The organism is Micromonospora sp. NPDC049049, from assembly GCF_040649115.1.
Classification (GTDB): Bacteria; Actinomycetota; Actinomycetes; order Mycobacteriales; family Micromonosporaceae; genus Micromonospora.
Genome location: NZ_JBEZEX010000034.1, coordinates 18,990 through 37,765 on the forward strand (window position 1 = coordinate 18,990; position 18,776 = coordinate 37,765).

Annotated in this window: 16 protein-coding genes; 11 read left to right on the forward strand and 5 right to left on the reverse strand. The window is 70.8% G+C overall.

All coding sequences use genetic code 11. From position 1 onward, the window contains the following. Positions 1 to 7 precede the first annotated feature (7 nt). On the forward strand, positions 8 to 592 hold the full coding sequence (locus AB0B68_RS27070; protein WP_357263610.1) for a TetR/AcrR family transcriptional regulator: 585 nt from the start codon (positions 8 to 10) through the stop codon (positions 590 to 592). Next, positions 589 to 1,422 (forward strand): alpha/beta fold hydrolase, encoded by an 834-nt coding sequence (locus AB0B68_RS27075; RefSeq protein ID WP_357263613.1) that lies wholly within the window; start codon positions 589 to 591, stop codon positions 1,420 to 1,422. Before AB0B68_RS27070 ends, AB0B68_RS27075 begins: the two co-directional genes overlap by 4 nt. An 89-nt stretch (positions 1,423 to 1,511) precedes the next feature. Here the strand turns inward: AB0B68_RS27075 and AB0B68_RS27080 are convergent, their stop codons facing one another. Next, positions 1,512 to 2,228, reverse strand: a complete 717-nt coding sequence (locus AB0B68_RS27080) for an SDR family oxidoreductase (RefSeq protein WP_357205079.1) — start codon at positions 2,226 to 2,228, stop codon at positions 1,512 to 1,514. Positions 2,229 to 2,296: 68 nt separating this feature from the next. On the opposite strand from AB0B68_RS27080, the gene AB0B68_RS27085 reads away from it, so the two are divergent. From AB0B68_RS27085 to AB0B68_RS27095, 3 genes are all read left to right on the forward strand, one after another. Continuing rightward, positions 2,297 to 2,917, forward strand: coding sequence for a TetR/AcrR family transcriptional regulator (locus tag AB0B68_RS27085; protein WP_357205083.1), 621 nt, complete (start codon positions 2,297 to 2,299; stop codon positions 2,915 to 2,917). 111 nt (positions 2,918 to 3,028) lie between these two features. Next, positions 3,029 to 4,714: an ATP-binding cassette domain-containing protein gene (locus AB0B68_RS27090; protein WP_357205086.1), complete on the forward strand. Its 1,686-nt coding sequence runs from the start codon at positions 3,029 to 3,031 to the stop codon at positions 4,712 to 4,714. Next, complete coding sequence (locus AB0B68_RS27095; RefSeq protein ID WP_357263616.1) at positions 4,704 to 6,170, forward strand: aminotransferase class V-fold PLP-dependent enzyme; 1,467 nt, start codon at positions 4,704 to 4,706, stop codon at positions 6,168 to 6,170. Before AB0B68_RS27090 ends, AB0B68_RS27095 begins: the two co-directional genes overlap by 11 nt. An 18-nt stretch (positions 6,171 to 6,188) precedes the next feature. Here the strand turns inward: AB0B68_RS27095 and AB0B68_RS27100 are convergent, their stop codons facing one another. Continuing rightward, entirely contained in the window at positions 6,189 to 6,587 is a 399-nt protein-coding gene (locus AB0B68_RS27100; protein ID WP_112585399.1) for a hypothetical protein, read from the reverse strand. A gap of 377 nt (positions 6,588 to 6,964) precedes the next feature. Here AB0B68_RS27100 and AB0B68_RS27105 point away from each other — a divergent pair, with 377 nt between their 5' ends. The 4 genes from AB0B68_RS27105 to AB0B68_RS27120 all read left to right on the forward strand — a co-directional run bounded on the left by AB0B68_RS27105 (position 6,965) and on the right by AB0B68_RS27120 (position 11,213). Then, positions 6,965 to 8,224, forward strand: coding sequence for a family 16 glycosylhydrolase (locus tag AB0B68_RS27105; RefSeq protein ID WP_357205092.1), 1,260 nt, complete (start codon positions 6,965 to 6,967; stop codon positions 8,222 to 8,224). Between the two features lie 170 nt (positions 8,225 to 8,394). Beyond that, positions 8,395 to 9,417 carry a DUF4331 family protein gene (locus AB0B68_RS27110; RefSeq protein ID WP_357205095.1) on the forward strand — a complete coding sequence of 341 codons (1,023 nt, stop codon included), beginning with the start codon at positions 8,395 to 8,397 and terminating at the stop codon, positions 9,415 to 9,417. Positions 9,418 to 9,667: 250 nt separating this feature from the next. Continuing rightward, positions 9,668 to 10,213 (forward strand): hypothetical protein, encoded by a 546-nt coding sequence (locus AB0B68_RS27115; protein WP_357205098.1) that lies wholly within the window; start codon positions 9,668 to 9,670, stop codon positions 10,211 to 10,213. 76 nt (positions 10,214 to 10,289) lie between these two features. Then, positions 10,290 to 11,213 (forward strand): hypothetical protein, encoded by a 924-nt coding sequence (locus AB0B68_RS27120; RefSeq protein ID WP_357205101.1) that lies wholly within the window; start codon positions 10,290 to 10,292, stop codon positions 11,211 to 11,213. A gap of 190 nt (positions 11,214 to 11,403) precedes the next feature. Here the strand turns inward: AB0B68_RS27120 and AB0B68_RS27125 are convergent, their stop codons facing one another. From AB0B68_RS27125 to AB0B68_RS27135, 3 genes are all read right to left on the reverse strand, one after another. Continuing rightward, entirely contained in the window at positions 11,404 to 14,412 is a 3,009-nt protein-coding gene (locus tag AB0B68_RS27125; protein ID WP_357263619.1) for a fibronectin type III domain-containing protein, read from the reverse strand. Between the two features lie 161 nt (positions 14,413 to 14,573). Then, positions 14,574 to 14,804, reverse strand: coding sequence for a DUF2188 domain-containing protein (locus AB0B68_RS27130; RefSeq protein ID WP_354942245.1), 231 nt, complete (start codon positions 14,802 to 14,804; stop codon positions 14,574 to 14,576). Between the two features lie 72 nt (positions 14,805 to 14,876). Then, entirely contained in the window at positions 14,877 to 15,536 is a 660-nt protein-coding gene (locus AB0B68_RS27135; RefSeq protein ID WP_357205107.1) for a M23 family metallopeptidase, read from the reverse strand. A gap of 121 nt (positions 15,537 to 15,657) precedes the next feature. Here AB0B68_RS27135 and AB0B68_RS27140 point away from each other — a divergent pair, with 121 nt between their 5' ends. Further along, complete coding sequence (locus AB0B68_RS27140; protein ID WP_357263622.1) at positions 15,658 to 18,099, forward strand: PEP/pyruvate-binding domain-containing protein; 2,442 nt, start codon at positions 15,658 to 15,660, stop codon at positions 18,097 to 18,099. Beyond that, entirely contained in the window at positions 18,096 to 18,761 is a 666-nt protein-coding gene (locus tag AB0B68_RS27145) for a hypothetical protein (protein WP_357230093.1), read from the forward strand. The genes AB0B68_RS27140 and AB0B68_RS27145 overlap by 4 nt, the downstream gene beginning before the upstream one ends. Positions 18,762 to 18,776: the final 15 nt, after the last annotated feature.

Consider the following 18,776-nt stretch of genomic DNA (forward strand, 5'->3'; position numbering starts at 1 on the left):
GTCCGGTATGCCACGGCAGGGTCTGACCAACGCGCGCGTCTCAGCCGCCGCTGCCGAGCTGGCGGATTCGGTCGGCCTGTCCCGGTTGACCGTCGCCGCCGTCGCCCGGCACTTCGGGGTCTCGGACGCGGCCCTGTACGTGCACGTCCGCAGCCGGGACGCATTGATCGAGCACGTCGCGGTCCGGGCGGCGGCCACCTTCGCCGACGCGCTGGCGATCGCGGTGGCGGGGCGGGCCGGCCGCCAGGCCCTGGTCGGATTCGCCGACGCCTGGCGCGCGTTCGCCGTCACCCATCCGGGGCAGTACGCGGCGACCCAGCTCCAACTGCCGCCCGAGGTCGGCACCCGGTCGGCCGGGCACCTACGCCTGATCGAGCTGAGTTACGCGATGCTGCGCGGGTACGGGCTCGACGAGCCGGCCCTGACCGACGCCATCCGATTCGTCCGCAGCACCTTCCACGGCTTCGTGAGCCTCGAAACGGTCGACGGTTTCGGGCATCCCCGCGCTGTCGACGCGTCGTGGCAGTCGATCCTCGACGCGGTGCACACCACGTTGAGCAACTGGCCGAGCCAGAAACAGGAGCAGCAGTGAGCAGCCACGATCAGTCGGTCGAGTCGGCCGACGGAACCCACCTGGTGGTACGACGACTGGGCGTCGGAGACCCCGTCGTCCTGGTGCACGGCTCGGGTGGCGGGCTGCACTCCTGGGCCACCGTCGCGGAGCACCTGACCCAGGACCACGAGGTGTGGCTGCCGGCCCGGCGCGGATACGGTCCCAGCGACGTCCCGGCCGGCACCAAGTCCTTCCCGGACGAGACCGCCGACCTGCTCGCCGTCATCGAGGCCGCCCGGCGATCCTCGGGCCGACCGGTCCATCTCGTCGGCGCGTCCTACGGAGCGACCCTGGCGTTGCACACCACCTTGGTCGATCCGCGCGACGTACGCTCCCTGGCGATCTTCGAGCCGCCGCTCTTCGCGGCCGGAGCGCAGGTCGCGCCGCTGCTCGACCGGTACCGTGCCGCCTTCGAGCGCGACGACGCCACCGCGATGGCAGCGGCCCTGAACGAGGTGACGCGGGTTCCGGCCGAGATCGTCGCCGCGATGGCCGCTGGCGCGGGAGATCGGGTGCCCGACCCGGTCGAGGCGCGCCGCTCGGCGGTCGGCTGGCTGCACGATCTGGAGGCGCTCGCGCAGGACAGCACCGACATCACCCGGTGGTCCTCGATCGCCGTGCCGACTCTCCTGCTGGCCGGCGCGGACACCTGGGAGCCGATGCCCACCACGATGAACGCCCTCGCGCGGGCGATTCCAGCGGCCCGTTACGTCGTCTGGCCAGGTCAGTCGCACTTCGCGACCATGACGGCACCCACCCTGGTCGCCGACGCGCTGCGGCAGTTCTTCGCCGCGGTACCCGCCGCCTAGCCAAGCCGGCCGCCGTCGGGCAGGATCCGCACCGGCGGTGCGGATCCTGCCCCCACACATCGGTGGGCGGCCTGCTCGGTGTGGCGGGATCAGTGACCGGCGTTCTGCCCGCCGTCGACGTGCAGGATCTCGCCGGTGACGAACGGTGCGGACTCGAGGTAGACCACGGCGTCGACGACGTCGCTGGTCTCGCCCATCCGACCCACCGGGTGCAGACCCGCGAGCGTCTGGTGCGTCTCGACCGGGTGCATCGGGGTCTTGATGACGCCGGGTGCGACGGCGTTGACCCGGACACCGCGACCGGCGTACTCGATGGCCAGCGACTTGGTCGCCGAGCTGAGGCCACCCTTGGTCAATGACGCGAGCACCGACGGGACGTTCGAGTTGGGCTGGTCGACGAAGCTCGTTGTGATGCTGACGACGTGACCGGCCCCGCTGGCCAGCAGGTGCGGCATCGCGCGCTGGGTGAGGTGGAAGAACCCGGCGAGGTTGATCCCAGTGACCTGCTCGAAGTCCTCGTCGGTGTAGTCGGTGAAGGGCTTGGCGACGAAGACGCCGGCGTTGTTCACCAGGGTGTCGATCCGCCCGAACCGGTCCACTGCGGCACGCACCACCCGCTCCGCGGTGTCGGCCTCGGCGATGTCACCCCGGACCGTGACGATCTCCGGGTCGTCGGACGCGCCGATCGACCGAGAGGTTGCCACGACGCCGTACCCCAGCTTGCGGTAGGCGTCCACGAGGCCGGCGCCGATGCCCTGGGAAGCGCCGGTGATCACGACGACCTTCTGGCCCTGACTGCTGTTCATGAGGAAACCACCTTCACTAGACGACTGGTCGACTAAACGCTAGCCGACCGGTCGTGTATCGTCGAGACATGGGTCGAACCAGTGACGCGAAGAACAAAATCCTCGACGCTGCCGCCACGCTCATCGAGCAGCGCGGCTACACGGCGCTCGGGGTCGCCGAGATCTGCGCGGCGGCGGGCGTGCCGAAGGGCAGCTTCTACTACTTCTTCGAGTCCAAGCAGGCGCTCGCCCGCACCGTCATCGACGAGCACTGGGTCACCCAGCGCCGCCAGTGGGAGCAGTTGCTCGGCAGCGAGCGCGACCCGCTACAGCGACTCCGGGACCTGTTCGAGGCCACCGAGGAGGTCCAGCGCGTCGGCCAGCAGAGAGCCGGAGTGGTCGCGGGCTGCCTGTTCGGCAACCTCGCCCTCGAACTGAGCAACCAGGCCGAGGAGATCCGCGGTCGACTCCAGGAGATCTTCGAGGAGCAGATCGGCCTCATCGAGCAGGTCGTCGCCGAGGCCAAGGAGCGCGGCCTGGCGGGCCCGTCGGTCGACAGCCGGGAGGCCGCCCGATCGATAGTCGCGCAGATCGAGGGGCGGGTCCTGCTCGCGAAGCTGCTCAACGATCCGACCCAGCTGGAGACGTTGTGGCGCAACTGCCTCGACCTCCTCCAGGTGCCGGCACAGGCACGGACCACCACCGGCTGAACGGACGACTGTCGCTGACCGTCCACTCCGGGCGCACTGCGCGGCCGCTCAGTAACATCGGCGAGGCACGATATTCAGGCGGACCACTCCCGACCGGATCGAGCACTCGACATGACGACCGAGCAGACCACGTCTCCCCCACGTGCCGGTGTCAGCATCGCCGCTCAGGGGCTGGGCCAGAGCGTCCGGAGCGGTCGCCAGATCCTGACCGACATCTCGGTGAGCATCGCGCCGGGCGAGCTGGTCGCGATCATCGGTGCCAGCGGCGCCGGCAAGACCACCCTGCTGGAGATCCTCTCCGGGGTGCAGCGCCCGGTGGCGGGCACCGTCACGTACGCCGGCAACACCATGGCAGGCACCATCGGTGTCGTTCCCCAGGACGACATCATCCACCGCGAGCTGCCCCTGGCCCGCACCCTGCGGTACGCGGCCCGACTGCGCCTGCCCTCCACCGCTGGGCCGGCCGAGATCAATGACCGGGTCGCGGAGGTGCTCGCCGAGCTGCGACTCACCGACCGGGCCGCCACGCCGGTCGGCCTGCTCAGCGGCGGTGAACGCAAGCGCGCCAGCATCGCCGTCGAGCTGCTCACCCGACCCGGCGTGTTCTTCCTGGACGAGCCCACCTCCGGATTGGACCCGGCGATCGCCGTGGAGCTGCTCCGGGTGCTCCGCGCGCTCGCCGACACGGGCACCACAGTCGTGCTGACCACTCACCAGGTCACCGACGTGGACCACTGCGACAGTGTCGTCGTGCTGACCCGTCAGGGCCGGTTGGCGTTCACCGGCACCCCGACCGCCGCCCGGGAGTTCTTCGGCCTGCGGTCCCTGGCCGAGGTGCACCTCCGGCTCGACGAAGCGACGCAGCCGGCCGAGTGGCCCGATCGCTTCGCCGAGCGGCGCGCGGCCGAACAGCCGCCCCGTCCTCCCGACGGGGGTGACGTCGCCGCGACGCCGTCCCGGCGCGTCGGCCGGCTGCGCCAGTGGGCGGTGCTCACCGCGCGCAACACGGAGATCGTCGTCCGCAACCGACTGACGTTGGCGATCCTGCTCGGCTCGCCGCTGATGGTGCTCGGCATGTTCGCGCTGCTGTTCCGCCCGGGGGCGTTCGAGCCAACCAGACCCAGCCCGACGGTGACCGTGATGATCCTGTTCTGGATCGCGTTCGGCGGCTTCTTCTTCGGGCTGACCTACGGGCTCCTCCAGATCTGCACCGAGCTGCCGATCCTGCGCCGGGAGCGGCTGGCCGGGGTCCGGCTGGTCCCGTACCTGTTGGCGAAGGTGGCGGTGCTGCTGCCGCTGCTGGCCCTGGTGGACCTGGCCCTGCTCGGGGTGCTGCGCGGCATGGACCGGCTGCCGCCGGTCGGCGGCGCCGACTTCGCCGCCCTGTACGCGACACTGCTGCTCTCTTCGGCGGCGGCGCTGGCCCTCGGTCTGCTCTGCTCGGCGGCCGTGTCCGACGCGGCCCAGGCGACGCTCATGCTGCCGATGCTCTGCTTCCCACAGGTGCTGTTCGTCGGCGCGATCCTGCCGGTGCCGGCGATGGCGGTCGGCGGTCAGTGGCTCAGCTACGCGATGTCGAACCGGTGGGCGTTCGAGGGCCTGGGGCACACCGCCGGGGTGGAGCGGCTCTGGCGCGACGGCGGCTCCCCGCTCGGCCCGCCGCTGCTGGCCACGTACGGCGACAGCTTCTCCCGGCCGGTGTGGGTCGACTGGCTGGTGCTCGGCGGTTTCGTGCTGCTCTTCCTGGGCGCGGCCTGGGCGGTCCTGCTCCGACGGGATCCTCGTCGTGGGTCCTGACCCGATGCCGCCCGCCTCCCCCACGGCGCTGCCGGGATACGCCGCCACGGGCCGGATCGACGAGCTGCGCGCCACCGAGTACCGACACCTGGACACCGGCGGGCAGGTCTACCTCGACTACGCCGGAGCCGGGGTGGCCGCCCAGGCGCAGGTCCGCGCCCACCACGACCGGTTGCTCGCCGGCCTCTACAGCAACCCTCACTCGGAGAACCCCACGAGCGTGGCGGCGGGCTCGCTGGTGGAGTCGGCGCGACGCGCGGTGCTCGACTTCTTCCGCGCCGACCCGGACGAGTACGCGGTCATCTTCACCCCGAACGCCAGTGGCGCCTGCCGGCTGGTCGGCGAGGCGTACGACTTCGGCCGGGCCGCGCCGCTGGTGCTCACCTGGGACAACCACAACTCGGTCAACGGCATCCGTGAGTACGCCCGGTCGGCTCGCGCGTCCGTACGCTACCTGCCGCTGAACGGGCCGGAACTGCGGATCGCCGAGTCGGAGCTGGTCGCGGCGCTCGACGCCGGCCGGGGTGGCCTGACCCGCCGGTGGGGCCGGCCCGGTCGTCGCGGGCTGTTCGCCTACCCGGCGCAGAGCAACTTCTCCGGGGTGCAGCACCCGCTGGGCTGGGTGGAGCTGGCCCAGCAGCGGGGCTACGACGTGCTGCTCGACGCGGCCGCCTTCGCGCCGACGAACCGGCTGGACCTCAGCGTCGTCCGACCGGATTTCGTCTGTCTGAGCTGGTACAAGCTCTTCGGCTACCCCACCGGGGTCGGCGCGCTGCTGGCCCGCCGTTCGGCGCTGGCCCGGTTGCGCCGGCCGTGGTTCGCCGGCGGCACGATCCGCGCGGTGAGCGTGCAGGGCGACTGGCACCGGCCGATGGACGACGAGTCGGCGTTCGAGGACGGCACGCTCAACTTCCTGAGCATCCCGGACGTGGAGTTCGGGTTGCGCTGGCTCGACTCGATCGGCGTGGACCTGGTCCACGCCCGGGTCGGCCTGCTCACCGAGTGGCTGCTGACGCGGTTGGCCACCCTGCGGCACGACACCGGCGGGCCGCTGGTCCAGGTGTACGGGCCGACGACGGGCGCGGGGCGCGGTGGCACCGTGACCTTCAACCTCCGCCACCCGGACGGCACGCTGGTCGACGAACGGCTCGTGGCGCGGGAGGCGGCAGCGGCGGGCCTCTCCCTGCGGACCGGCTGTTTCTGCAATCCGGGCGCGGCCGAGGGCGCGTTCGGGATGAGCCGGACGTCGATGCGGCAGCGGCTGTTGGCGGGGGTCGACACGATCGACCAGTACCTCACCACGCTGGGGCTGCCGACGGGCGGCGCGGTCCGCGTCTCGTTCGGACTGGCCTCGACCGCTACCGACGCGGAGCGCCTCGTCGACTTCGTCCAGTCGACCTACCTCAACCGGAGTGCCGGTACGGAGTCACCACTGCCACCCCGGCTGCGCTGCTGACCTGCCCGACCCGGCCGACTAGCTGACCTGGGCCACCGGCGCGGGGCGGTGCTTGATCTCCTCCATGAACGGGAACCGGGCGGTCAGCTCGGCGAACGTCAGGCCGGCCCGCCAGGCCGCGGCCACCTGGGCGACCTGCACCAGGTCCATGACGTCGCCGCGGGCGAGAACCTCTCCCGAGACGCGCAGGTCAATCATGAAGTACCGGGCCTGCGATCCCAGCCCCACGCACACCACGCCCTCGTCGGAGTGCAGCTCGGCGCAGGTGAACCGGGCCCGCCCCTGCTCCGGCGCGGTCACCCGGCCGACGTCGAGCCCGTGGCGGGCAGCAGTTTCGATCAGCGCGGGGGCCAGGCCACCCCGCTCGACCAGATCCGGGTAGAGGCGCACACCCAGCGCCGTCGACGCCTCGCTCATGACTGACTCCCACTTCCTTGTGACAGAGACCAGCAGCGCGCAGGTTACGGGAAAGTTTCCGGCACGCCTCGTCATCCTGTCCCGCGTGGACGCCCCACGGCAATAGGAAGGGTCGATTCGACCGCTATCGAGTAACCCTCAGCCGCGCCGAGCTCCTTCGATGGGTCGGCGTCGTCCATCTCGGAGGCATCGAGCGATGCCACTGCGACGACCGGCGTCGGCACGTCGCCGCTCACTCGTCAGCATCGGGCGGTAACGGACGGTCGTGATATTGGAAACACTCTTGACAGAAAGACGTCATATCGACATGCTTCGCTTAGAGAGCGCTCTCTATCCTGGTAAACCGCCTCCATCACCCCCACGCTGAGGAGCCTCCCGTGTTCACAGCCCGGCCCAGCCTCCGCTTCCGCCCGCTCGTACTCCTGGCGGCCACCCTCGTCGCGACCGCGACGGCGCTCGTCGTCCCGGCGCACCCCGACCGGGCCGAGGCCGCCATCGGTCCCATCAGCTGGCAGGACGAGTTCAACTCCCCCGCCGGCACGCCCGTCGACCAGAACAAGTGGCGCTTCGACACCGGCGGTGGCGGCTGGGGCAACAACGAGCGGCAGTACTACACGAACAGCACCAGCAACGCGGTCCACGACGGCCAGGGCAACCTGGTCATCACCGCCCGCCGGGACAATCCCGCCAACTACCAGTGCCACTACGGGCGCTGCGAGTACACGTCAGCGCGGTTGCTGACGGCGGCCACCTTCACCCAGACGTACGGGCGGTTCGAGGCCCGGATCAAGATCCCGCGTGGTCAGGGCATCTGGCCGGCCTTCTGGATGCTCGGCACCGGCGGCGGGTGGCCCGACGCCGGCGAGATCGACGTCATGGAGAACATCGGCCGGGAGCCCAACACCGTCTACGGCACCGTGCACGGGCCCGGCTACTCCGGAGCCGGCGGCATCACTGGCAGCCGCACCCTCGGCGCGCCGCTCGCCGACACCTTCCACACCTACCGGGTGGACTGGGAGCCGAACGTCATAACCTGGTACGTCGACGGGGTGCAGTACCACCGGGTCGACCCCGCTCGGCTCGGCGGCAGCCGCTGGGTGTTCGACCACCCCTTCTTCATGATCCTCAACGTCGCGGTCGGCGGTAACTGGCCCGGCTACCCCGACGGCTCGACCCAGTTCCCGCAGCAGATGCTGGTCGACTACGTCCGGGTGTCCAGCTACACCTCGGGTGGCGGGGGCGACCCCACTCCGGGCACCAACCGGATCAGGGGCGCGCAGAGCGGTCGCTGCATCGACATCCCCGGCGCGGACCCGGTCGAGGGCGCAAAGCTCCAGATCTGGGACTGCAACACCACGGCGGCCCAGAGCTGGACCTTCGCGTCCGACGGGACGGTCCGGGCGATGGGCAAGTGCATGGACCCGGCCTGGGCCGGCACCGCCAACGGCACCGAGGTCAACCTGGTCAGTTGCAACGGCAACACCGCGCAACGCTTCACCCTCAACGGCGCCGGCGATCTGGTCAACCTCAACGCCAACAAGTGCGTCGACGTACGGGAGGCCAACCCCAACAACGGTGGCAAGCTGCACCTGTGGGACTGCCTCGGCGCCGCCAACCAGAAGTGGTCCCGCATCTGATCACCCGAGCACCAAGGCGTGGGCCGTCCGAGGAGTCACTCGGGCGGCCCATCGCCGTAGCGACCTTCGCCCACCTCCTCGAACCAGATTGACTCGATGGGCGGGGAGGCCAGGCTCATGACCACTATGTTCGGATTAGTCCTGAATCCGGCAGTCCCGGGAGTGAGCTCATGTCGCACCATCTCGATACACCCCTGGCCGCTCAGGGCGGCCAGTTGTACATCGACGACCTGTACGTCTTCAACGGTGACCGCGCCACCGTGTTCGTCATGGACGTCAACAGCTCGGTGACCAAGGCCGACATCAAGCGCGGCTTCCACGCCGAGGCGCGTTACGAGATCAAGATTCACATCAACGGCACCGAGGCGGAGGACCTGACGTACCGGTTCGCCTTCGGCGAGCCGGACGGCGGCGCCCGGCAGACCCTCCAGTTGTACGAGCTCACCGGCGCGGACGCCCGCGACGACGCCGCGATGGGCACCCCCATCGCCGAGGGGCGAACCGGCGAGGTGACGACCGGCGGCAACGTCCGGATCTGGGCCGGCCGGATCGCCGACCCCTTCTTCGTCGACCTCGACGAACTCGCCACCATCAACGGCGCGGTCAAGAACGGTTCGCGGGTGGACCGCTCGGCGTGGCGGGTCGACCAGGCCAAGAACAGCTTCGCCGGCACCACAGTCGAGTCGATCGTCCTCGAGGTCTCCCACGACGAGCCGCTGCTGCGCGACGGCACCGAGATCGGCGTGTGGTGCCGCACCATGCTGGCCACCGACGCGGGCGGGTGGCGCCAGATCAACCGCGCCGGCCACCCCATGATGTGGCCGATCTTCTGGCCCCACGACACCGACTTCTCCGACCCCGCCAACTTCCGGCACCCCGGCAACGACCTCGCCGAGGGCGGGGAGGAGATCGCGAACGCGGTCGCCGGGGTGGTCAAGGCGAACGGCACCGCACCGGATCCGCAGGCGTACGGCTGGAGCGTCGCCCGGCAGCTCTACCCCGACCTGCTGTCGTACACGGTCGGCACGGCAGCGAACTTCGGCTTCGCGGTCCGCAACGGACGAACCCTCGCTGACAACGCGCCCGAGGTGATGTTCTCCCTGGTCCTCAACACCGGCACCACTGCCGGCCTCACCTCGGAGGTCACGAAGGCCGCGCGTTCCGCCACGTTCCCGTACGTGGTCGCGGCCTGAATCCGCTCGTAGGGCTCGGCGGCCGGTACGGCGCCGAGCCCTTGCCGTGCGCGCCCGCCGTGAGTGCCCAGCACGCGCAGGGGCCGTCAATGCTCGTGCTCGACGCACACACGACGCCACCACATCCAGGGTCGAGCACGATCATCGAACGCCCACCGGGTGATGCTCGAGCTATTCCAGCCCGTATGGGCGTTTTGCGTAGATAGTCTCTTAAGTGCTTCCCAGCGCTCTTTAGGACAAAGGAGACTCGATGCGCAGAAAGATTCTCGCGGGCTTGGCCGGCGTCGCCGCCGTCGTCGCGCTCGCCGGACCGGCCGCCGCGGACACCACGGGCGACACGATCGTGACCCTCACCGTCGACGCCGCCGGTGGCCTGTCGATCACCGTGCCGGCGACGGCCAACATCGGTCACGGCATTGAGGGCTCGACCGTCACCGGTCTGCTCGGCCCGGTCACCGTGCTGGACCAACGAGGTTCGCTCACCCCCAACTGGACCGCCAGCGTCATCTCCACCGACTTCACCACCGGTGGCGGCTCCTCCGGAGAGACGATCCCGAACATCAACGTTCTGTACTGGTCCGGCCCCGCCACGGCGACCGCCGGCACTGGCACCTTCACGCCGGGCCAACCCACCGCGGCCCAGCAGGTGATCATCAACGTTCCCCGGACGGCGATGACCCACACCGGCGGCACCGGCAACAACTTCGCCACCTGGAACCCCACCCTGGTGGTGAACATCCCCGTCGGCACCGTCCAGGGTGTCTACACCGGGACGGTGACACATTCGGTGTTCTGAGCCGCTCGGCCGGCTGGTGCTGCTGGCCTCGGTCGCCCTCGTGGCGCTCGGGGTTCCGGCGGCACCAGCCGTTGCCGTGCGGGAGCAGCGACAGGACCCGGCCGAGGAAGCCGCGATCAGCATCCGGATGCTGGACATCCCGGCCAGTCGGGTACAGGACCCGAGGGCCCAGGTCTACATCGTGGATCACCTGAAACCCGGCACGACGATCAACCGCCGGGTCGAGGTGCAGAACACCTCCGCCGAGGTGCAGAAGATCGAGTTCTATTCCGGAGCCGCTTCGGTCGAGAACAACGCCTTCACAGTGCCCGAAGGGCGTACGGGTAACGAACTGAGCGGGTGGATCCGGCTGAAGACCGCCACGATGCGGCTGGACCCGGGCGAGCGACGACCGGTCGAGGTCGAGGTCGCCGTGCCGAAGAAGGCGTCGAAGGGCGAGCGGTACGCCGCGATCTGGGCGCAGGTCACCAGCACGAAGGAGCGCACCGGCAACGTCACCCAGATCCACCGGGTGGGCATCCGGGTCTACCTCGACATCGGTCCCGGTGGTGAGCCGCCAACGGACTTCCGGATCGAAGGATTGGCCGCCGAGCCGGGCACCGGTGAGTTCCCCGTGGTCACCGCGAAGGTCACCAATACCGGCGAACGTGCGCTGGACATGACCGGCACCCTGTCGCTGACCAAGGCGGCGGTCCAGGCCGGTCCGTTCAAGGTGACCAACGGCGTGACGATCCTGCCCGGCCAGAGCGGTCAGGTCCGGATCGAGGTCAACCAGGCCCTGCCCGCCGGGACGTGGGACGTGCACGCGAAGCTCGCCAGCGGCACCGTGGAACGCACCGCGACCGGGAAGATCGTCCTACCCGTCGCGGCGCCGATGACTGTCGCGACGTCCAGCGGGCCGAGTTGGCTGGTCTACACGGTCGGCGGCATCGCCCTGCTGGTGCTGGTCACCCTTGGTGGCTGGTACCTCGTCCGCCGACGCCAGGCCCAGTGGGCCTGACCACCCACCCACCGCACCACCCCATCTGCCCGGCCGTTCCCCCGGAACGGCCGGGCAGCATCGTTCCGCGAGTCGATCATGGACTTGTGGTGCCCGATTTGAGAGCGACAAAACCGATTCGCCACCCACCACAACTCCATGATCGTCGGGGCTGAGGCGCGGGGCGCGGGGCGGGGCGGGGCGGGGGTAGCTAGATGACGGAGTGCGTCACGACCGACACGTAGTTGCCGACCACCACCCCGGACGGGAGGGTCACGAACAGCGTGGGGTTCCAGGTTGCGGAGTTCGAGCCTCCCGCCTGACCGGACCATACTGCGGCCACCCGCGGGGTGTTCAGCACCGCCCCGGGCTGCGGAACGAACGATCCGACACCGGTGCTGGCGAGGGCGGGCCCCGAGGCGTACGTGATGTTGCTGTTGGGGATGGTCTCGCCCCCCGAGCCGGAGCCGGTGGTGAAGCTCGTGCTGGAGACGACGCTGACCCAGTTGCCGGAGAAGGGGCCACGGTCGTCGGTGACGGTCACCGGGCCGAGTTGGCCCGAGACGCCGGTGGTGCCCGAGGTGACGGTGCCGAGCGCCGAGATCGCCGGGACGCTGATGGAGAGTCCACCGAGCGGGGTGATGACCAGGTCGACCGGTCGGGTCGCGGACTGGTCGAACGAGTCGGTCACCCGGACGGTGAACGGGAACGTCCCGGACACTGTGGGCGTGCCGGAGAGCAGGCCCGTGACCGGGTCGAGGGTCAGCCCGGCGGGCAGGCTCCCGGCGCTGACCGACCAGGTGAACGGGCCCGTGCCGCCGGTCACCGTGAGCTGGTACTGGTACGGCTCGTACGCCTTGCCGGGTGGGGGCGGTGGGAAGGTCAGCGTCGGTGGCGCGTTGACCGTCACCGGCCCGGAGGGGGCCGACTGGGGGCCGGTCCCGCCGGCGTTCGTCGCGGCCACCCGGAAGGTGTACGTGGCACCGGCGGCCAGCCCCGTGACGATCTGGGTCGTTGCGGTTCCGCTGAAGACCCGGGGTGTCTGCGCCACCCCGTTGAGGTACGGCGTCACCGTGTAACCGGTGATCGGCGACCCCCCGTTGGCCGGGGCGGTCCAGCTCACCCTGGCGGCGTTGGTGCCGGCGGTGGCCGAGGTGTTCGTCGGCGCTCCCGGCACTGTGTACGGGACCACGGCCGCCGAGGGTGGGCTGGCCGCCCCGGTGCCGAACGCGTTCACCGCCGCCACCCGGAAGGCGTACGACGAGCCTGCGGTGAGCCCGGTCAGGGTGCGGCTGGTGGTGGAGGCGTCGAAGGTCAGGGTCGGTTGGGTGACGCCGTCCCGGATCGGGGTGATCAGGTAGCTGGTGATCGGGCTGCCGTTGTTGTCCGGCGCGGTCCAGCTCACTGTGGCGCTGGTGACGCCCGCGACCGCTGTGGGGGTGGTGGGCGTGCCTGGCGTGGAGGCGTAGACGAAGTTCGCCGACCCGGCCGAGCCTCGGGTGATGACGCTGACCGTGACCGTCGCCGGGCCGGACCGGGCGGGCATGGACGAGATGGCGAGGGTGCCGTTGGGGTTCACTGTGAAACAGCCGGCGGCCGGGCCGGAGGTGCACGGCACCAGCAGCACCGACGTGCCGGCCTGCTGTTCGGCGGCCGTACCGATGGTGATCGCGGTGGCGCCGGTGAGGTTGCTGCCGCCCACGGTCACCGGGACGCCCCCGGAGACGGAGCTCTGGGCCGGGGTGACGGTGATGCCGCTGGGCGCGGTGGCCGGCGCGACAGGTGTGGTGCCGGTGGCGAGACCGGGGTTGGCGTCGATCGACGACGAGGTAGCGACTGTCGTGGTCTGGATCTGCGTCGGCGTGACACCGGTGCCGGTGACTGTCGCGACGACGGTGATGGGCGGCAGGGAGGTGCCGCCGGCGAACGGGCCGTTGCTGTTGGTGCAGGTGACGGCCTGGCCGGACGGTGCGGCACAGACCCAACCGGAGCCGTACGCGGCGCGGGGAACGACACCGGCGGGGACGGTCTGGGTGACCGAGATCGGCGACGTCTCGGTGGCGCCGGCGTCGACCCCGGCGGTGATCGAGTAGGTGACCGGGTCACCGGGCTGCGGGGAGGCGCCGACGGAACTGGTCTGTGACACGTTCAGGTCGGGCACGGGGTTGAAGCTGACCGCTTGAGCGTTGTCGACCTCGTGGAAGTCGGTGACCGAGCCGGTCGAGCCCACCCAGCCGAAGGCGAGTTGCCGTGGGTAGCCGCTGGCGTTCAGCCAGGTCGGTGACGGGTACAGGCTGGGCGACACGACCGGAAGCATGCCTGACAGGGTCCGGGCGGCCCCGCCGACCGGGGTGAACCTGACCCGGTACTGGCCCGCCGGGGTGGTGATACCGGTGTCGGTGGTGTACGGCGACGAGGTGGTGTTGATGACGACCTCGACCGGCACCACGGACGCGGCCCGGGTGCTGGCCCGTAGCGGCAGGGCGGGTGCCGAGGTGCTGCCTGCGCTGCTGTCGATGGCGCAGTAGCCGACGCCGTTGCGGCCTGGCCCGCGGATCACGACCTGGCCGGGGACCCGCCCGCCGGTGGTCGAGATGTACGGCGGGTTGGTGCAGCCGGTGCCCTGATAGGTGCTGTTGCTGAAGTTGCCGAAGACGTCGAGACCGACGCCCATGTAGCCATTGGAGAGTCCCGCGGACACGCCGTTGAACGCCGCCGAGTAGCCCAGCGAGCCACCCGACGGGCCGAGGGTCGACGGGGACCTCGGGTTGGCGGGGTCCACAGCGGCCAGCGCGAAGGCCAGGCCGTCGGCGCCCGGGTTCGTGCCGCCGTACTGGTAGGTGTTGAAGGTGAGGTGCAGGCCCTGCGAGGTGGGCACACTCACCGCTCCGAACACCCCGCCCTGCCGGTTGATGGTGGCGGGGGTGAGGCGCAGTTTGCCGGCGCCCTGCGGGTCGGTGGAGGTGGTGCAACTGAGCAGCGGGCCGCTGGTGGAGTTGCCGGCCGCACTCAGGCAGGCGGCGTTCGTGGCGAGGAGGCCGGGCACCGCGGGTACCGCCACAGCGCCGATGCCGTTCGCTGTGTTGTTGTGGAAGGGTTGATCGAACAGGACGGAACCGGCCGCCCACGCCGGGAGGGGCGCGACCGCGAGAACTCCCACGGTCACGGCTACCGCCAGCGTTGCGATGCTGCTCTGACGACGCCGGCCCCGAAACGACATGCCCACTCCCAGCTTTCACTCCAGTCCCGAGCTGGACTATATCCCCCAAAAACACCCATATTTCTTGTACGGGGATAAAGCCGGCCCGGGACTCGGCCCTCAGAAACGCACCGACCTCCTCGGCCATGCCGAGGAGGTCGGTGCGCCGGGGCTGGGAGCTGTCAGCCCTCGATGTCGCGGGGGTCACGGCTGCGGGGGTAGGTGTTCTTCTCCCCGATCGTGCCGTCCTGCTTCTTGATCACGTGCTCGACGCCGCGGTCGGCCGCCATCTCGCGACCCTGGGCCTGCGCGTCAGCCTTCACGTCATGCGTGCTGGTGGCCCGCTCGTGGCCCTCCGGCTTGTTCTTCCACTGCCCGTCCTCGTGGTACGTGTCGACATCACCCTTGGCCATGGCCGGCTCCTCCCTGCGTCGGAACTGTCTCCCGAATCAGTGCCCCGAGCCGTGCGGGGCAAACCGGATTCCTCAGGAGACGGCCGGGCAGTTGTTGCTCACCCGCCGGAGGATCTGTTCGCGTTCGTCGGTGGTGATGCCCGACGGCGCGCCGTCGAAGTGGGTCTCTACCTTCTCCCAGCCCTTGCGCTGCTCGTAGTGCAGGTGCGGCGCGCCGGAGTTGCCGGTGCTGCCGAGCCGTCCGATCTGGTCACCCTGGGCCACCTTCTGGCCGACGGTGACCAGTGGTGGTTCGAGCATGTGCAGGTACTGCGTCTCCCACTTGCCGCCGTGGTCGATCTTCACCCAGTAGCCGCCGCCACGCCCCCGCGGGCCTTCCGGGTTCTCCGGGTTGCGGCCGCCCAGCGAGCCGTTGATGCCCGCCACTGTGACAGTGCCGGCGTACGACGCGAGCACCGGCCGCCCCCACGTCTCGCCCTCGACCGGGAAGAAGTCGACGTCGTAGTCGTCGTGACCGGGGTAGGTGCTGAGCTGCCACGTCTCGCCGCAGGTCACCGGCATCTGGAAGAGCGGGCGCGGACCGGCCGGTCGCAGCATCGGCACCGCGACCACCGCGACACCCACGAGGGCCGCCACCGCGACGAGCGCGAGCAGGATGCGGATGGCACGGCTTCGAGGGCGGCGGTGGGAGCGGGATCGGGTGGGGCGACCGGTCGTCACCGGGCCGAGCATGGCAGATCCGGGCAACCTCCCGGCTCCGAGGTGGCACCCCACAGCCTCGACATTGCACTCGAATCGCAAACGAGATACCGTCAGATGCAATGCAGTTGTATTGCAACGAGAGTGGGCTCCCATGCACGTGATCGCATTGTCCGAGGTGACCGACGCCATGACCGCCCTGGTCGGGGGCAAGGCGGCCGGGCTGGGCGAGCTGATCCGGCACGGCGAGCAGGTCCCCGACGGCTTCTGCGTCACCACCGAGGCACACCGGCTCGGCGTCGTCCCCACCGCCGAGGTCGTCGCCGCGTACCAGCGGCTCGGCGCGGGCCCGGTGGCGGTGCGCTCCAGCGCGACCGCCGAGGACCTCCCGGACGCGAGCTTCGCCGGGCAGCAGGACACCGTCCTCGACGTCACCGGCACCGACGAGCTGATCGCCGCCATCGAGAAATGCTGGGCTTCGCTGCACAGCGACCGGGCGACCGCCTACCGCGACGCCCGCGGCATCGATTCCCGGACAGTGCGGATGGCCGTCGTCGTGCAGCGCATGGTCAGACCCACTGTGGCGGGAGTGCTGTTCACCGCGAACCCGCTGACCGGGCGCCGCGACGAGATGGCCGTCGACGCCGCTGCCGGCCTCGGCACCACAGTGGTGGACGGCGCCGCCGCCGTCGACCACTACATTCTCGACGACATCACGCGCGCCGAGGCCGGATGCCTGACGTCCCCGCAACTGGCCCGCCTCCGCGCCACCGGCGAGCGGTTGCAGGCCCACTTCGGCTGCCCACAGGATGTCGAGTGGGCGATCGACGCGGAGGACGTGCTGTGGCTCCTCCAGTCCCGGCCCATCACCAGCCTGTTCCCCGCCCCACCGTCCAGCGAGAAGCCCCTCCCCCGCGTCTACCTGGAGTTCGGGCACGTCCAGGGCATGCTGCAACCGGTCACCCCGATGGGCATGTCGACACTGCGCAGGCAGATCGCCGCGATGCTCGCCGCGCTCGGGGTACGTGTCGAGATCGTCGACATCGGCGGTCGCCTCTACGGCGACCTGACCGACCTGGCCCGCGACCGGTCGTCCCGCAAACGGCTGGTGAAGCTCCTGGCTGTCGACTTCGGGCCGCGCGCCCAGGCGGTGATGCAGCACGTGCTGGCGGATCCCCGGTTCGCCCCGACCAGCGGCGGCGACCGGCGCGGTGGGGCATCGGGAGCCGCGTCGCTGCGGACGGCCCGTCGCGCGGTGGCGGGGATCCTGCGGGCGCTGGCCCGTCCCGAGGCCGCGCGGACCCGGATGTTCGAGGCGGTCGAGCAGCTGAGGGTGAGCTCAGCCGCCCCCGCCGACCTGCGTACCACCGGTGACCGGCTGCGCTTCGTGCAGGCGCAGGACGCCGACGCCGACGACACCGCCGACGCGATCATGTGGCCGATCGTCGCCGGGATGCTCGCCGCCGCCCTGCCGACCGCGCTGCTCAAGGGCGTCGCCGGCCCGGACGAGATCCACACCGTGCTGGGCGGCATGCCGCACAACGTCACCATCGAGATGGACCTGGCCCTGTGGCGGCTCGCCCAGGGCGTGGGCGACCACCGCCGGCTTCTCCTCGACACCCCGCCGGCCGAGTTGGCCGCACGCCACCTGCACGGGACGCTGCCCGACATCGGCATGGCGGCCTTCCTGGACGTGTACGGGCACCGGGGCGTCGCCGAAGTCGACCTCGGGGTGCCGCGTTGGGCGGAGGACCCCACGCCGGTCTTCGCCGCGGTCGCCAACTACCTGCGGGTGACCGATCCGCAACAGGGCCCCGACCAGCGCTTCCAGCGGGCCGCCTCAGCGGCGGAGACAGCGCTGGAGGAGTTGGTCACCCGAGCGCGCCGTCGGCGGCCGGTGCGGGGCCGGCTCGCCGGTTTCCTGTTGCGCCGCGCGCGGTCGTTGGCCGGCCTGCGCGAGGCCGGCAAGTTCGCCGGGCTGTACCCGCTGCGCGAGACCCGTCGCCAACTGCTGCTCATCGGCGCCGACCTGCACGCCCACGGGTTGCTGGACCAGCCCGACGACATCATGTTCCTGACCCTCGACGAGGTGCACACCGCCGTACACCAGGGTGTTGATCTGCGCGGCACCGTCACCGCCCGGCGGGCGGTGCACCGCCGGGAGCTGCGGCGTCGAACCGTGCCGGTGGCACTGCTCTCCGACGGTACGGATGTCGAGACGGTCCTGCCGGCGGCATCGACCGGCGACGGGACGCTCGCCGGAGTGGGCGCGTCGGCGGGCCGGGTGACCGGCCCCGCCCGGGTCGTGCACGACCCGGGCACCGCCCACGTCGAGCCCGGCGAGGTCCTGGTGGCCGCGACCACGGACCCCGGCTGGACCCCGCTGTTCCTCACCGCGGCGGCGCTGGTCACCGAGACCGGCGCGATCATGGCGCACGGCCCGACAGTGGCCCGTGAGTACGGCATTCCCGCCGTCATCTGCGTGCCGGACGCCACCCGGACCATCACCACCGGGCAGCTCGTCACAGTGGACGGCGGCGCCGGAACCGTCACGCCGCACGGACCGTCGACCCCCGAGCGAGTAGGACGACCATGACCGACACGACGACACCGACCAGGGCGCGGGTGGGCCCGCTGCTGCGTCGGGCGGCCGAGGCCGAGGCCGCGACGTGGCGCAGCCTGTACGTGTGGGCGCGACGTCGTCCACTGCCGCTGGGGCCCGGCGACGAGCCGTTCGGCTACCTCGGCGTGGTCAAGCCGATCCTGGGCATCTTCATCGGCCTGTCGGTCGTGGAGATCCCGATCTTCGACGTGGTGGTCACCCACGTGGTGCCGTGGCGGCCCGCCCGCTGGATCGTTCTGGGCCTCGGCATCTGGGGTCTGCTCTGGATGATCGGCCTGTTCGCCAGCATGACGATCCACCCCCACGTCGTGGGCGACCGGGGCCTGCGGGTGCGGCTCAGCTCGGGCATCGACATCTGGATCCCGTGGACGGACGTCGAGGCGCTGCGCAAGCGCTACCGATCGCTGCCGTCGAGCAGATCCGTGCAGGTCGAGCAGGAGGGCGACCGGCGGGTGGTGTCCATCTCGGTCGGCAGCCAGACCAGCATCGACGTTCTGCTGCGCCGGCCGCTGACCTTCGACCTGCCGAGGGCCGGGTCCACGCCGGTGAACGAGCTGCGACTGTACGCCGACGACCCGGACGGCCTGCTGCGCAGCGCGCGGGGCACTCCGGTGAGCCAGACCGTCAGCCGGTGACCACCGCGCTGGCGG